13 protein-coding genes and 1 pseudogene are annotated in these 13,684 nt (G+C 67.7%); 2 read left to right on the top strand and 12 right to left on the bottom strand.

Features of this window, described 5'->3' with window-relative positions; translation table 11 throughout:
- Positions 1 to 39: 39 nt before the first annotated feature.
- Entirely contained in the window at positions 40 to 1,674 is a 1,635-nt protein-coding gene (locus AC3WLE_RS11835; RefSeq protein WP_492320679.1) for a methyl-accepting chemotaxis protein, read from the bottom strand.
- Between the two features lie 387 nt (positions 1,675 to 2,061).
- Between AC3WLE_RS11835 and AC3WLE_RS11830 the strand changes: the two genes are divergently transcribed.
- Entirely contained in the window at positions 2,062 to 3,786 is a 1,725-nt protein-coding gene (locus AC3WLE_RS11830) for a serine hydrolase (protein WP_492356973.1), read from the top strand.
- 6 nt (positions 3,787 to 3,792) lie between these two features.
- Positions 3,793 to 3,891, top strand: a pseudogene (locus tag AC3WLE_RS11825) (SAM-dependent methyltransferase); the annotation flags it as partial.
- 37 nt (positions 3,892 to 3,928) lie between these two features.
- Here the strand turns inward: AC3WLE_RS11825 and dmpG are convergent.
- The 11 genes from dmpG to AC3WLE_RS11770 form a co-directional block, all read right to left on the bottom strand.
- On the bottom strand, positions 3,929 to 4,993 hold the full coding sequence (gene dmpG / locus AC3WLE_RS11820) for a 4-hydroxy-2-oxovalerate aldolase (RefSeq protein WP_492356972.1): 1,065 nt from the start codon (positions 4,991 to 4,993) through the stop codon (positions 3,929 to 3,931).
- Between the two features lie 17 nt (positions 4,994 to 5,010).
- The gene (locus tag AC3WLE_RS11815; RefSeq protein ID WP_492320676.1) at positions 5,011 to 5,955 is read right to left on the bottom strand and encodes an acetaldehyde dehydrogenase (acetylating); all 945 of its coding nucleotides are present in this window, start codon (positions 5,953 to 5,955) and stop codon (positions 5,011 to 5,013) included.
- A 24-nt stretch (positions 5,956 to 5,979) separates the two neighbouring features.
- Positions 5,980 to 6,198, bottom strand: coding sequence for a 2-hydroxymuconate tautomerase (gene thmT / locus AC3WLE_RS11810; RefSeq protein ID WP_492320728.1), 219 nt, complete (start codon positions 6,196 to 6,198; stop codon positions 5,980 to 5,982).
- Complete coding sequence (gene dmpH, locus AC3WLE_RS11805) at positions 6,195 to 6,983, bottom strand: 2-oxo-3-hexenedioate decarboxylase (protein WP_035816275.1); 789 nt, start codon at positions 6,981 to 6,983, stop codon at positions 6,195 to 6,197. Before dmpH ends, thmT begins: the two co-directional genes overlap by 4 nt.
- A gap of 36 nt (positions 6,984 to 7,019) precedes the next feature.
- A complete protein-coding gene (gene dmpE / locus AC3WLE_RS11800) occupies positions 7,020 to 7,802 on the bottom strand; it encodes a 2-oxopent-4-enoate hydratase (protein WP_492356971.1) in 783 nt (260 codons plus the stop codon).
- Positions 7,803 to 7,811: 9 nt separating this feature from the next.
- Entirely contained in the window at positions 7,812 to 9,266 is a 1,455-nt protein-coding gene (locus AC3WLE_RS11795; RefSeq protein ID WP_492320674.1) for a 2-hydroxymuconic semialdehyde dehydrogenase, read from the bottom strand.
- 48 nt (positions 9,267 to 9,314) lie between these two features.
- Positions 9,315 to 10,250 (bottom strand): catechol 2,3-dioxygenase, encoded by a 936-nt coding sequence (locus tag AC3WLE_RS11790; protein WP_492320673.1) that lies wholly within the window; start codon positions 10,248 to 10,250, stop codon positions 9,315 to 9,317.
- Positions 10,251 to 10,319: 69 nt separating this feature from the next.
- On the bottom strand, positions 10,320 to 10,643 hold the full coding sequence (locus AC3WLE_RS11785; protein WP_492320672.1) for a 2Fe-2S iron-sulfur cluster binding domain-containing protein: 324 nt from the start codon (positions 10,641 to 10,643) through the stop codon (positions 10,320 to 10,322).
- A 12-nt stretch (positions 10,644 to 10,655) separates the two neighbouring features.
- A complete protein-coding gene (locus tag AC3WLE_RS11780; protein WP_492356970.1) occupies positions 10,656 to 11,732 on the bottom strand; it encodes an NADH:ubiquinone reductase (Na(+)-transporting) subunit F in 1,077 nt (358 codons plus the stop codon).
- A 37-nt stretch (positions 11,733 to 11,769) separates the two neighbouring features.
- Positions 11,770 to 12,129 (bottom strand): phenol hydroxylase subunit P4, encoded by a 360-nt coding sequence (locus AC3WLE_RS11775; RefSeq protein ID WP_492356969.1) that lies wholly within the window; start codon positions 12,127 to 12,129, stop codon positions 11,770 to 11,772.
- A gap of 32 nt (positions 12,130 to 12,161) precedes the next feature.
- Positions 12,162 to 13,682, bottom strand: a complete 1,521-nt coding sequence (locus tag AC3WLE_RS11770; protein WP_492356968.1) for an aromatic/alkene/methane monooxygenase hydroxylase/oxygenase subunit alpha — start codon at positions 13,680 to 13,682, stop codon at positions 12,162 to 12,164.
- Positions 13,683 to 13,684: the final 2 nt, after the last annotated feature.

Genomic DNA, 13,684 nt, shown 5'->3' with positions numbered 1-13,684 from the left:
CCCGGGGCCACCTTGCAGCCACGCCGCCCCGGCGTGGCGCTATGCCGCAGCCAGCCTGTGCGCCGCGCGCCGCTGCGTGGCCAGCGTATCGGCACCCCGGTGCGAGGCGCCGCCTTCGCCCGGCAGGCGGAAGAACGCCACCACCTCAGTGAGTTCGCGGCCCTGCTCTTCCAGCGCGCGCGACGCATTGGCAGCTTCACTCACCAGCGACGCGTTCTGCTGCGTCACCTGGTCGATCTGCACGATGGCCTGGTTGACCTGCTCGATGCCGCGGGTCTGTTCGGCCGACGCCGTGGCAATCTCTTCCACGATGCCGGTCACGCGCGCCACCGCCTGGGTCACCTCGGCCATGGTCTGGCCGGCCTCTGCCGCCAGCGACGCACCGTCGTGCACCTGGCGTCCCGACGCCTCGATCAGGTCCTTGATCTCCTTGGCCGCGCTCGATGAGCGCTGCGCCAGGCCGCGCACCTCGCTGGCCACCACGGCAAAGCCGCGGCCCTGCTCGCCTGCACGCGCAGCCTCAACCGCCGCGTTCAGCGCCAGGATGTTGGTCTGGAAGGCAATGCCTTCGATGATGCCGGTGATCTCGGCGATCTTGGACGAGCTGGCACTAATGTCCTGCATCGTGCCGACCACGCGCTGCACCGTGGCGCTGCCGCGCTGCGCCACGTCGGCCGCGCTGCGCGCCAGCTCGCTGGCCTGGCGGGCGTTGTCGGTATTCTGGCGCACGGTCTCGGTCAGCTCTTCCATGCTGGCCGCGGTTTCTTCCAGCGACGCCGCCTGTTCCTCGGTGCGGCTGCTCAGGTCAGCGTTGCCGCGCGCGATCTCGCTGGTGCTCACGGCAATATTGCCGCTGCCTGCGCGCACCTGGGTAACGGTGGCGGTAAGGCGCTCGTTCATGTCGCGCAGCGCGGCAAGCAGGCGACCGGTCTCGTCATCGCGATCGACCTCGATGCGCGCGCCCAGGTCGCCGCTGGCCACGGCGCCGGCCACGTCCACGGCGCGCTGGATCGGCCGCGTGATGGCACGCGTAATCAGCAAGCCGCCAACGACGGCGATGGCCGCCGATACCATGGAAATCAGGATCAGCAGGTTGCGCTGGCGCTCATAATCCGCCTCCAGCCTGCGCTCCATCTCCTTCTGGCGCGCCAGGGTGAACTCGGCGTAGGCGTCGGTCGCCTTGATCAGCGCCGCCAGCAACGGGCGGCATTGCTTGTCGATACGGGACACGGCTTCCTCGATCTTGCGCTCCACCGCCAGGCCGACGATGCCCGTGGCGACCGGGCCGTACTGGGCCTCGACCTTCACCACATCCTCCACCAGCTTGCGCGCGTCGTCGCTGATGCCGGACTGGCGCACCATCTCGGTCAGCCGCGCCAGCCGGGTCTGCACGTCCTGGTGCGCGCGCAGGGCCTCGGCCTTCTCGCGCTCCAGCTCGCCCGCGTCGGTCACCAGCACCAGGTTGCGCGCCGCGATGGCACGCCGGTCCACCGCGCTGCGCACCTGCGCGGCCATGTCAGCGCGGGCATTCAGCCCGTTCAAATAGTCATTGAAACCTGCGGTCGCATCGCCGAGCGCATGCAGCGAATACGCCGACACCACCAGCACCATGCCCGCCAGCGTGCCGAACCCGGCCAGCAGCCGCGTGCGGATAGACAGACTCCTGAAATTCATGATCGCTCCCCTCACCGTCCAATAAGACGTATGCGCTTCGTTCGTTATGGATCCATCTTGCATGCCCCACGGCGGCATGCCACTGCGCGCCCGTTCCTGCTGGTCGGCCCGGCGTCCGCGATCTGGCCGGGGGTACTTTGCCCTGGCCACTTTCCGGCGTATCCGTGCTCTTTGTTGCGCTGGCTAACGGACGCGACGGGCCGAACTGATCCCTACCAGAGAGGGGCATGGAGTCGCCAGCAGGAGGAATGGTCGCATAGAGTGCATCAACAATCACAAGTGAGCCAATGACAACGCTGGGATGTCGCGAACAAGGCACAGTCACTTCGGCCAGGCGGCGACTGCGTCGCCAGGACATGGCAGCATACGGAGCCCGTGTCCCGCCCCATGCTGAACGGATTCGATGCACTGGTTGAAAAGTCGATGGCCGATTGGAAGATCCCCGGGCTTGCGCTGGCCGTGATCCGCGACGGCGAGCCTGTCCTGATGCGGGGCTACGGCGTCCGCGACAGCGCCGGACCAGCACCGGTGACAACGGCCACGCAGTTCATGCTGTGCTCGATCACCAAGTCCTTCACCGCCGCCGGCCTGGGCCTGCTGGTGGACGAGCGCAGGCTCGACTGGGCCACGCCCGTGCGCGACCTGATCCCGGGATTCCGGCTGCACGATGCCGTCGCCACCGAGCGCATCACGCTTCGCGACCTGCTCTGCCACCACAGCGGCATGCCGCGCCACGACTGGCTCCATACACCGGGTGACCTTGATACCAGCGAGCTGCTGGCACGGCTGTGCCACCTGGCGCCCAGCCGTGACCTGCGCGAACGCTGGCAGTACCAGAATCTTGGCTACGTGATCGCCGGCCATGTGGCCGAGCGCCTCAGCGGCCAGCGCTGGGAGGACTTCACCGAGGAACGCCTGCTGCGCCCGCTCGGCTTCTCACGCTTCGGTTTCTCCGCCGAGGCCCTGGCCGCCGCTCCCGACCACGCGCACCCGCATACGATGGTTGCAAGCGAGTGCTTGCGTGCAAACTGGTCCTCCATTGTGAAACCGGCCGGTGGCCTCGCCACCTCGGTGGAGGACCTGACGAAATGGATGCGCTGCCTGCTGGATGAAGGCAGGGTTGGCGGGCGAGCGCTGCTATCGCCGGCGATCGTGCGCGACATGATGACGCCAGGCGTGCATATCGGCATGTCGGAGTTCGCGGAAGTCGGCGATCAGCATTACGGCCTTGGCCTCAAGGTCGAGCAATACCGCGGCGAGCGCACGGTCTCGCACTCCGGCAGCTGGCTGGGCTGGGCGACGCTGATGACGCTGATGCCATCCAGGCGCATCGGCATTGCGGTGCTGACCAACCGGGCACCCAGCGCGGTGACCGCGCTGCTGACGTATGCGGCCCTGGACCAGTTGTGCGGGCACCCGCCCATCGACTGGTTCACCCGCATGCAGGCCCGGCGCCACGAAATGCTCGCGCAGCTGCAGATCAACCAGGCGGCACGGCAAGCGCGGCAGCATACCGGCACCAGCCCCAGCCATCCGCTGCAAGATTACGCGGGCGACTACTCGCACCCCGCGTACGGGCAGGTCACCATCGGTGTGGCTGGCGATACGCTCTCCTGGCGCTGGCGCGGCATGGCCGGCCAGCTCGCCCATCGCCACTACGATGTGTTCAGCACCGCCGAAAAGCCCGCCGAGATCTATCCCGACAACCTGGCCCTCACCTTCCTCTACAACCGGGAAGGCACCATTGACCGCATTGCGGCACCGCTGGAGCCGCTGGTCGACGATATTGTCTTCCACCGCATGGCAAGCGGCGACGCAACCACGGCCGCCTTCCGCGCACGCTGCGTCGGCGAGTACCGGCACAGCGTGCAGCGCATCGAGGTCGCACTGGATGCGGCCGGGCACCTGCACATGACCATTACCGGGCAACCCCGCTACCACCTGCTGCCGTCCGAGGGACGGACCTTCGAGATCGCGGAGTTGCCCGGCTGGCGCGTGGAGTTTCGTGCGCCGGCAGAAGGCTGCGTCGACGCGCTGGTGTTTTGCCAGCCGAACGGGACGTTCCTGGCGTTGAAGGCTGAAATCGACCTCCTTCATGGGGGTGCAACATGACTTGCGCACGCGGAGGAATGGGGACCGACTGACGCGCAGGTTGCCGCGCAGCCGGCCCTGGCCATGGAGCGTGAGCGCCCGATGCTGGCGATCGTTGCGGCAAGGGCCGCGCCGGCGTCGCCCCGACCGCGCCTGCCGACGGTCAGGCCACCGCCGCCGACGACACGCCCTGCCCCGCCTGCACACTGCGCCGCGCCAGCAAGTCCAGCGCCACATCCACGATCATGTCTTCCTGCCCGCCCACCATGCGCCGCCGGCCCAGCTCGACCAGGATATCGACCGTGCCCAGGCCGTAGCGCGCCGCGGCGGCCTCGGCATGGCGCAGGAAGCTGGAATAGACCCCGGCGTAGCCCAGCGCCAGGGTCTCGCGGTCGACGCGCACCGGGCGGTCCTGCAGCGGGCGCACGATGTCGTCGGCGGCATCCATCAGCGTGTAGAGGTCGCAGCCATGCTGCCAGCCCAGGCGCTCGGCGGCGGCGATGAAGACTTCCAGCGGGGCGTTGCCAGCGCCGGCGCCCATGCCGGCCAGGCTCGCGTCGATGCGGTCGCAGCCCTCTTCCACCGCGACGATGGAGTTGGCCACGCCCAGGCTCAGGTTGTGATGGGCGTGCATGCCGGTCTGGGTTTCCGGCCTGAGCACGTCCTTGAAGGCGCGGAAGCGCTCGCGCACGTCCTGCATGCCCAGCGCACCGCCGGAATCGACCACATACACGCATTGGGCGCCGTAGCTTTCCATCAGCTTCGCCTGCTGCGCCAGCGCCGCGGGCGTGGTCATGTGGCTCATCATCAGGAAGCCAACGGTGTCCATGCCGAGTTCGCGCGCATATTCGATGTGCTGGCGCGAGACATCGGCTTCGGTGCAGTGCGTGGCCACGCGCACCACGCGCGCGCCGGCGTCGTAGGCGGCGCGCAGGTCGTGCACGGTGCCCACCCCCGGCAGCAGCAGCGTGGCCACGCGGGCATGGCGCACGGTCTCGGCCACGGCGGCGATCCATTCCAGGTCGGTATGGGCGCCAAAGCCATAGTTGAAGCTGGAGCCCGACAGCCCGTCGCCGTGCGCGACCTCGATCGAATCCACGCGCGCGGCGTCGAGCGCGGCCGCGATGCGGCGCACGTGGGCCAGGCTGTACTGGTGGCGGATGGCGTGGCTGCCGTCGCGCAGCGTCACGTCCGAGATGTAGAGCTTCTTGGTGGGTTGTGCGGTCATCTTTGTCTCCCTGCGGCTCATGCGGACAGCCGGGTCTCGGCCAGGCGCTCGGCGCAGGCCAGTGCGGCGCTGGTCATGATGTCGAGGTTGCCGGCATAGGCCGGCAGGTAATGAGCGGCGCCCTCCACTTCCAGGAAGATCGAGGTCTTGAGCCCGCTCATCGGTCCCAGGCCGGGGATATTCAATGGCGCCGACGCGGCGATACGCTCGAACTGCACGCGCTGCTTGAGCCGGTAACCCGGTACGTAGCCCTGCACTGCCTGCGCCATCGCTTCGACGCTCGCCGCAATTTCCGCTTCATCGCCGTCCTCCGACAAGGTGAAGACCGTGTCGCGCATCATCAGCGGCGGTTCCGCCGGGTTGAGCACGATGATGGCCTTGCCGCGCGCGGCACCGCCCACCGAGCACAGCGCCTGGCTGGTGGTCTCGGTGAACTCGTCGATATTGGCGCGCGTGCCCGGCCCGGCCGACCTGCTCGAGATCGACGCCACGATCTCGGCGTAGTGCACTCTGGCCACGCGCGACACCGCCGCCACCATGGGGATGGTGGCCTGGCCGCCGCAGGTGACCATATTGATGTTGGGGGCGTCCAGGTGCTGGTCCAGGTTGACCACGGGCACCACGTACGGGCCGATCGACGCCGGCGTCAGGTCGATCACGCGCACGCCGTGCTGCTGCAGCACGCGGTTGTGGTGCGCATGGGCACCGGCCGAGGTGGCATCGAAGGCGATGTGGATATCGCCGAAGCCCGGCATGCCGACCAGCCCGTCGATGCCCGCGGCCGTGGTCGGCACGCCCAGGCGCGCGGCGCGGGCCAGCCCGTCCGACGCGGCATCGATACCCACCATGGCGCCCATCTCCAGGCTCCGGCCGTGGCGCATCACCTTGATCATCAGGTCGGTGCCGATATTGCCGGACCCGATGATGGCCACCTTGTGGCGGCAGCTTGTTTTCATGTCCATGTCGTTGTCCTTTTCGCGTGGGTGTCAGCGGCCCAGTTCCATGGCGGTCTTGCCGCCGATGCCGAACTGCGCCTTCGGCACCTCGGTGATCATCACGCGCACGGTTTCCACCGGCGCGCCCACCGCTTCGACCGCGGCATCGGTGAGCGCGCGGATCAGGCGCGCCTTCTGTTCGTCGGTACGGCCTTCGATCAGGAAGACCTGCATGATTGGCATGGTGTGTCTCCTTGCTACGCGGTTCAGGTGAAGCGCATCGATACCGTGCCCAGGTGCTGGTAGCGAACAGTGATGTTGTCGCCGGCCGCCACCGCGATGGCCTCGGTCACGCCGCCGGTCATGATGAAGGTGCCCGCCGGCAGCTCGCGCCCGCGCGCCCCCAGCATGTTGGCCAGCATGGCGACGCTGTTGGCCGGATGCCCGAGCACCGCCGCGCCGGCGGCGGTGGCCACCACCTCGCCGTTCTTCTCCAGCACCACGCCCAGGTTCTTCAGGTCCAGCCCCTCGGCGCCGCGGTGCGTGCCGCCCACGACGAAGCGCGCCGACGAGGTGTTGTCGGCAATCACGCTCTTCAGGTCGAAGCGGAAGTTCTCGTAGCGCGAGTCGATCACCTCCACCGCCGGCACCACGAAGTCCGTCGCGGCCAGCACGTCGCCGATATGGCAGCCTGGCCCCTTGAGGGGCGCCTTCAGCACGAAGGCGATCTCCGCTTCCACCTTGGGGTGGATCAGCGTGCCGGTATCGATGGCCGCGCCGTCCATGCAGGCGCCATAGTCGGTGAGGAAGCCGTACACCGGGTCGCTCACGCCCATCTGGCGCATCTTGGCGAACGAAGTCAGGCCCATCTTGAGCCCGGCGATACGGGTGCCGCGCGCCTCCTTGCGCGCGCGGATGGCGTCCTGGATGGCGTAGGCATCGTCCCAGTCCATGTCCGGGTATTCGTCGGTGATCTTGCGCACCGCCTCGCGCTGCAGCTCGGCGTTCTCCAGGTGCTCGGCGAGCCGGGCAATGGTGTCTTGTGTCAGGTTCATGGCTTGTCCTGCGCTGAATTGGAAAAAGGGTCGGGTTCAGACGAAGCGCACGCCGGCCGAGCCGATGCCGCCCAGGCTGATGCGCAGCTGGTCGCCGGCGGTTACGGGCACCATCGCGGCAAGAGAGCCGGACAGGATCACCTCGCCCCGCTTCAGGCCAATGCCCAGCCGGCCAAGGGTATTGGCCAGCCACGCCACCGCATTGACGGGATGCCCGAGCGCGGCCGCGCCGGCGCCGGTGGCGACGATCTCGCCGTTCTTCTCCAGCGTCATGCCGACCGTGCCCAGGTCCACGCTGCGCGGGTCCACCGCGGCATCGCCCAGCACGAACACGCCTGACGATGCGTTGTCAGCCACGGTGTCCTGGATGCGGATCTTCCAGTCGCGGATGCGCGAATCGACGATCTCGAAGCAAGGCAGCACATAGGCGGTGGCGCGCAGCACGTCGGCATTGGTCACGCCCGGCCCCTCCAGGTCTTCCTTCAGCACGAAGGCAATCTCGCCTTCGGCCTTGGGCGCGATCAGGGTGCCGGCGGGAATCGCCGCGCCGTCGGGGTAGACCATGCCGGACAGCAGGTGGCCAAAGTCGGGCTGGCGCACGTCGAGCATGTCCATCACCACGCGGCTGGTCACACCGATCTTCTTGCCGACCACGCGCTCGCCGGCGTCGAGCCGGTGCTGCACCATCGCCAGCTGGATGCGGTAGGCATCGTCGATGCTCAGCTCCGGCCACGATTCGGTCAGCGGCGCCACCGGGCGACGGGAGGCCAGAGCATGGTGCAGGCTGGCGCCGATCTCAAGGATAAGTTCGTTATGCATGACGGAACCTCACAGGCGGACGCAGACGTTGCGCAGCTCGGTGTAGAACTCGAGCGAATGGACACCGCCCTCGCGGCCGATGCCGGACTGCCTGGCGCCGCCAAAGGCGGTGCGCAGGTCGCGCAGGAACCAGGCATTGATCCAGCAGATGCCAACGTCCAGCGCGCTGCCCATGCGGTGCGCGGTGCCGAGGTCGCCGGTCCAGACCGTGGCGGCCAGGCCGTACGGGGTGTCGTTGGCCAGCGCGATGACTTCCTCTTCGGTGTCGAACGGGGCGATATGGCAGCAGGGCCCGAAGATCTCCTCGCGGATTACGGCGGCGCTTTCCGGCAGGCCGGTCCAGATGGTGGGCTGCACCCAGGCGCCTTCGGCCAGCGCCCCCGGCATCTGCGGCACGCCACCGCCGGTGACCACGGTCGCGCCGGCCTCGGCGGCCTTGCGGTAATAGGACAGCACCTTGTCGCGATGCTCGTGCGACACCAGCGGGCCCATGTTCACGCCGGGCTCGCTGGGCCGGCCCAGCTTCAGGCCCTCCGCCTTCGCCTTCAGCGCGGCGACAAAGCGCTCGAAGATCGGCCGCTGCACGTAGACGCGCTCGGTGCCCAGGCACACCTGGCCGCTGTTCTCGAACGCCGAGCGCATGATGCCGGCCACGGCCTTGTCGAAGTCCGCATCGGCGAACACGATGCCCGCGTTCTTGCCGCCCAGCTCGAACGACACCGGCCGCACGCCGTTGGCCGCGGCCTTCATGATGGCCTCGCCGGTGCGGGTCTCGCCGGTGAAGGTGATGCCGTTGACCTGCGGGTGCGCGGTCAGGAACGCGCCGGCCGAATCCGGGCCAAAGCCGTGCACCACGTTGTAGACGCCGGGCGGCACGCCGGCCTCGTTCATCACCTCGCCCAGCAGCGTCGCGGTGGCAGGGGTCTCCTCCGAGGGCTTGACCACCACGGTATTGCCGCAGGCCAGCGCCGGCCCGACCTTCCACGTCATCAGCAGCAGCGGCAGGTTCCACGGGCACACCACGCCGATCACGCCGCGCGGGCTGCGCACCGCGTAGTTGATGGCCTTGCCGCCATCGGGCGTGTCCATGGCAAAGCTCTCGGTCGGCACGTTGCGGATCAGGTCGGCAAAGACCTTGAAGTTGGCCGCGCCGCGCGGGATGTCGATATGGCTGGCCAGCCCGAAGGGCTTGCCGGTATCGGCAATCTCGGCCTGCACGAATTCGTCGAAGCGGCGGTTGATGCCGTCGGCCACCGCGTGCAGCAGCTCGACCCGCTGCGCGACGGTCATGCGGCCCCAGGGGCCGTGCAGCGCACGGCGCGCGGCCTGTACCGCGGCGTCGACCTCGGCCTGGCCGGCCTCGTGCACGTGGCCGATCACGCTGTTGTCGGCGGGGTTCCGGTTCTCGAACGTGCGTGCGGTGCCGACCCACTCACCGTTGATGAAGTTCTTGAAGTCTTTCATGTTGGTTCTCTTGAGTTTCAGCCTCTTCGATTGAGCCAGGGCGGGGACTCAGGTCAGCACATTCAGGAATGCTTCGTTCAGCTTCCTGTCGTGGTAGAAGATCGCGCGCCCGAGTTCGTTGTCGGTCCAGGTGATGGTGGGCTTGTCCGGATAGTGGATATAGCCGCCGGAGAAGACCTCGTTGCGGTTGCCGGAGGGGTCGAAGAAATAGATCGTCGCGCCGCGCGTGATGCCGTGGCGGGTCGGGCCGATATCGAGCGAGACGTCCTTCTTGGAGATGATGTCGGCCGCCTTCAGCACTTCGCTCCAGTTGTCGAGCAGGAACGAGGCGTGGTGGAAGCGGTTCTTCTCCGGGTGGCGGATAAAGGCGATGTCGTGCGCCTTGTTGGAGCAGGTCAGGAAGGCGCCGATCAGCATTTCGCCGTCCGGCCCCGCCACCACCTGCTCGGCCAGCGAGAAGCCCAGCACTTCGCGGAACAGCCTGACCGTGCCGTCGACATCGTCGCCGTACAGCAGGCAGTGGTCGAAGCGGCTGGGCGCCATGCCGCGCAGGTCGTCCGGCCAGGGATCGGGGTTGAGGTCGCCGGTGTTGCAGCCGAGCTTGTCCTTGTCGGCGAACAACTCGATGGCATGGCCGGTCGGGATGGTGAAGCGAAAGCGCACGCCGGTGTGCGGATGCTCGCCGGCGGGGATCCACTGGCAATCGGCGGCCAGGCCGGATTGCTCCACCTCCCGCGCCAGCCGCTCCAGCGTGTGGCCGCTGTCGACGCGGAAGCCCATGTAGTCCATGCCCGGGCTGTCGGCCTCGCGCAGCACCACGCTGTGATGGTCATGCTCGTCCCAGGCCTTCAGGAACACCCGGCCCTGCGCATCGCGCGCGGTTTCGATCAAGCCGAGCACCTCGGTATAGTGTTTCAGCGCCGGCTCCAGCTCCAGCACGCGCAGGGCCACGTGCCCCGGTCGCAATACGCCTGTCAATGCCATGATGGGTCTCCTGGTGTGGTGGTGGCGTTGTGTGGGTGCCACCTTCTTTGCTTGTGCTTCGTTCGCTTGCTACCGGCCCTGCTCGCGCCGCCACTGCTTTTCCAGGCAGCGCTGCAGCAGGGCCACCGGCTGCAGCCGGATATCGCTGTCCGGATAGGTCTTGCAGGCCAGCACCAGTCCGTCGCGCTCCTCCGCTTCGGACAGGCAGGCCCGGCTGACCTTGCCGGCGTGGTAATGCCCGGCCTCGATGCGGACCTTGCACACGCCGCAGCCGCCGCCGCGGCAGCCGGCGGGAATGCCGCGCCGGCCCAGCACTTCCATGGCCCGCAGCAGGTTCTGCTCCGGTGCGCACGGATAACGCAGCCCGCTGCCGGCGATCTCGACGGTATGCATGGCGCGCCTCCCTCAGATCTTGAACAGCGGGCTGCGCGCGCTGTTCTGCGCATCGGCCGCGGACAGGAACTTCTCGGTGTGGATGTCCGCCTCGAACAGCCGCCCCTGCATCAGCGTGCGGATACACGCTTCGATCATCGGCGGCGGCCCGCACAGATAGGCTTTGTGGCCGCGGAAGTCAGCGTTGCCGTCCTCGTTCCCGTTCGCGTAGAGCTGGCGCAGCACATCGTGCACGTAGCCGCGCGCGCCGTTCCAGCCGCTGTCTGCGGGTTCGTCCGACAGCGCCGCCACGTAGCGGAAGTTGGGGTGGGCCTGCGCCAGCGCCTGGAACTCCGCGTCGTAATACAGCTCGCTGCGGTTGCGCGCGCCCTGCACCAGCGTGATCGGCAGGGTTTCGCCGGCGGCCAGCAGGTCCAGGATCATCGCGCGCGGGCTCGACAGGCCGGACCCGCCCGCCAGGAACAGCATCGGCACCTGCGCCGACTTGCGCACGAAGAAGCGGCCATAGGGCGCCGAGAACGATAGTTCGTCGCCGACCGCCAGCTGGTCGTGCAGGTAGCCGGTGGCCTGCCCGTCCGGCACGTGCCGCACGTGCAGCTCGACCAGGTCGTCGCCCGGCGCGTTGGCCAGCGAGAACGCGCGCGGCTGGTCGCAGCCCGGCACGTTCAGGTTGACGTACTGACCGGCCTGGAAGGCCGTGCGTCCGCCATCCTTCACACGCAGCCAGATGCCCAGGATGGTGGGCGTCAGGGCGCGCGTCTCGACAACTTCGGCGCGATAGTCGGCCAGCGGCAGGCCCAGCGCATCGGCGTCTTCCTCGATGTCGGCCTCGATCACCAGGTCCGACTGCGCGGTCGCGCAGCAGGCCAGGCACTGGCCGTTGTCGCGCTCGAAATCCATCAGCGCGAAGCTGGAGGCCTCGCCCTGCTCGACCTCGCCGTCCACCACCTGCACCTTGCAGGTGGCGCACAGCCCGTGGCAGCAGGCATGGGGCAACCACACGCCGTTGCGCAGGCACGCGTCCAGCACGGTCTGCCCGGGAGCGATGGGGATGGTCTGCCCGATCGGTTCAATGGTCAGCGAATACATCTTGGTCTCCTTCCGGTGGTGCGTTCGACCATGCGCCTCAGCTGCGGCTGCCGCCGATGCCGTCCAGCCCCGGCGTGCGGAAGCGGATCACGTCCTTGTGGCCCAGGCCGTTCTCTTCCAGCGAGCGGTCCAGGTCGGGCTGCCAGGGCTGGCCGCCGCGCAGCCACTGCACCTGGCCCCAGTCGATGCGGGAAAAGTCGGGGTGGTAGCCGTAGACGCCGGGCAGCACCTTGTCGACCACGTCGCGCAGCGGCATGGACGGCGGGAACGGGAAGCAATGCGGCGCGCAGAACAGCAGGTGGCCGTCCCAGCCGATATAGAGCAGCCGGTTGCCGTGGAACACGGCCTCGCGGTCGGCCGCCTCGAAGGCGTAGTCGCCGATGGATACGACGGGCATGGTTGTCTCCTTGTCTTGTGATGGGGGCCGCTTCAGGCGGCGTCCGCGGCAGGCCCGATGCCCTTCCACGCGTTCCAGTTGCGCTGGTCCTGCGAGCCCTCGAAGTCCAGGTTGTCAGCGCCCGGGTCCAGCCGGTACCACTTGAGCACGTCCTCCAGCGTGGCGCCGCCGCAGTTGCCCTGGTAGATCTGGTGCACCGGCAGCCAGGCCTGCGCGTACTTGGCGGGCTCGTCGTCGAAGATGTCCTTGCAGCCGTCCGAGCAGAAGTGGAACTTCATGCCGTGGTAGGTGCTCTCGCGGTAGCAGGTCTGGGTCGGGTCGTCCGGCTCCGAGAACACCATCGGGATCTGGCAGGTCTGGCACAGCATCGGCAGCGTGGCGTTGTAGAAGCGGTCGCCGGCCTGCTGGCGCTCCTGCCAGTGGTCCAGGCGCGGCTTGTAGTAGCGCTCGAAGGTCTGCGGATACTTCTCGGCCAGCCATGCCATCTCGTCGGCCTTGGGCACCCAAGTGTGGAAGCCGGCCGCGCCCGCGTAGTTGTAGAAGGTGGCCCAGGCCTCGTGCGTGATGCGGTCCTTGGTCTGGGTGGCCACTTCGTGGTACTTGGGCATGCGCAGGCCGTAGCGCTCCAGGTCCTTGAACAGCGCCCCGCCCGCCTGCTCGAAGTACATCTCCCAGGCCTCGGCCCACGACATCACGCGCTTGGGCAGCATGTAGTCCATCATCATGCCGACCAGCGTGAGCAGGCGGAAACCGCGCCAGAACCACTTGTCCAGCCACTTCTGCAGGATCGGGATATTGCCGGGATCCTGCTCGCACAGGAACTTGACCACTTCCAAACCAAGCGTCATGTGGCGCGACTCGTCGGACTGCGCGGAGAAGCCGAAGGTCACCGTGGCCATGTCGCCGTTGTAGGCGGCGCCCGACATGAACGGCATGAACAGCAGGTTGGTCAGCACATACTCGAACGAGAACGAGATCGCGGTGATGAACTCGAACGGCCCCGCGCTCATCGCGTCCTCGAAGTAGGACTTTGGCACCGACAGGTACCAGACCCGGTCGTGCATGTGGCGCCATTCGCCAAAGCCGTGGAAGTACTTGTTGTAGACCGACAGCGTGTGCAGCTGGGTCTGGGCATGGCGCAGCTCGTCGACCGACTGCATCTGCGCCGCCACGCGCGCGCCGGCGCCGCGGAAATGCCGGCCCAGGTGCGCGTAGCCGCGGTGGGCGGCGTATTCCAGCGGCGTCACGCCGGTCAGGAACAGCCGCAGCGCGTTCAGGTAGCGCGGATCGGATACGTTCAGGTGGCCGTTGTTCTGCACGAACGAGTCGATGATCGCGTACAGCTTGCGCTCCTTCTCCGACTGGTATTTCCAGTAGGCATCCATGGTCATGCGGAACGGGTCTTCCCATTTGTCCCAGTCGTGGATGCGGATGCCCTCGTACTTGTCGAACGGGAAGACCTTGTCCATCGGCTCGTAGGTCGTTTCCCAGGCCAGGTCCCGCGTCATCGAGGCGTACTTCTCGCGCAGGTTGAGCTTCTTGCGTGCGTCCATGA

Source organism: Cupriavidus sp. FW306-1B-F12B, assembly GCF_058781795.1.
Note: the sequence above shows the minus strand (reverse complement) of the source record. Positions and strands in the feature narration are given on the sequence as shown.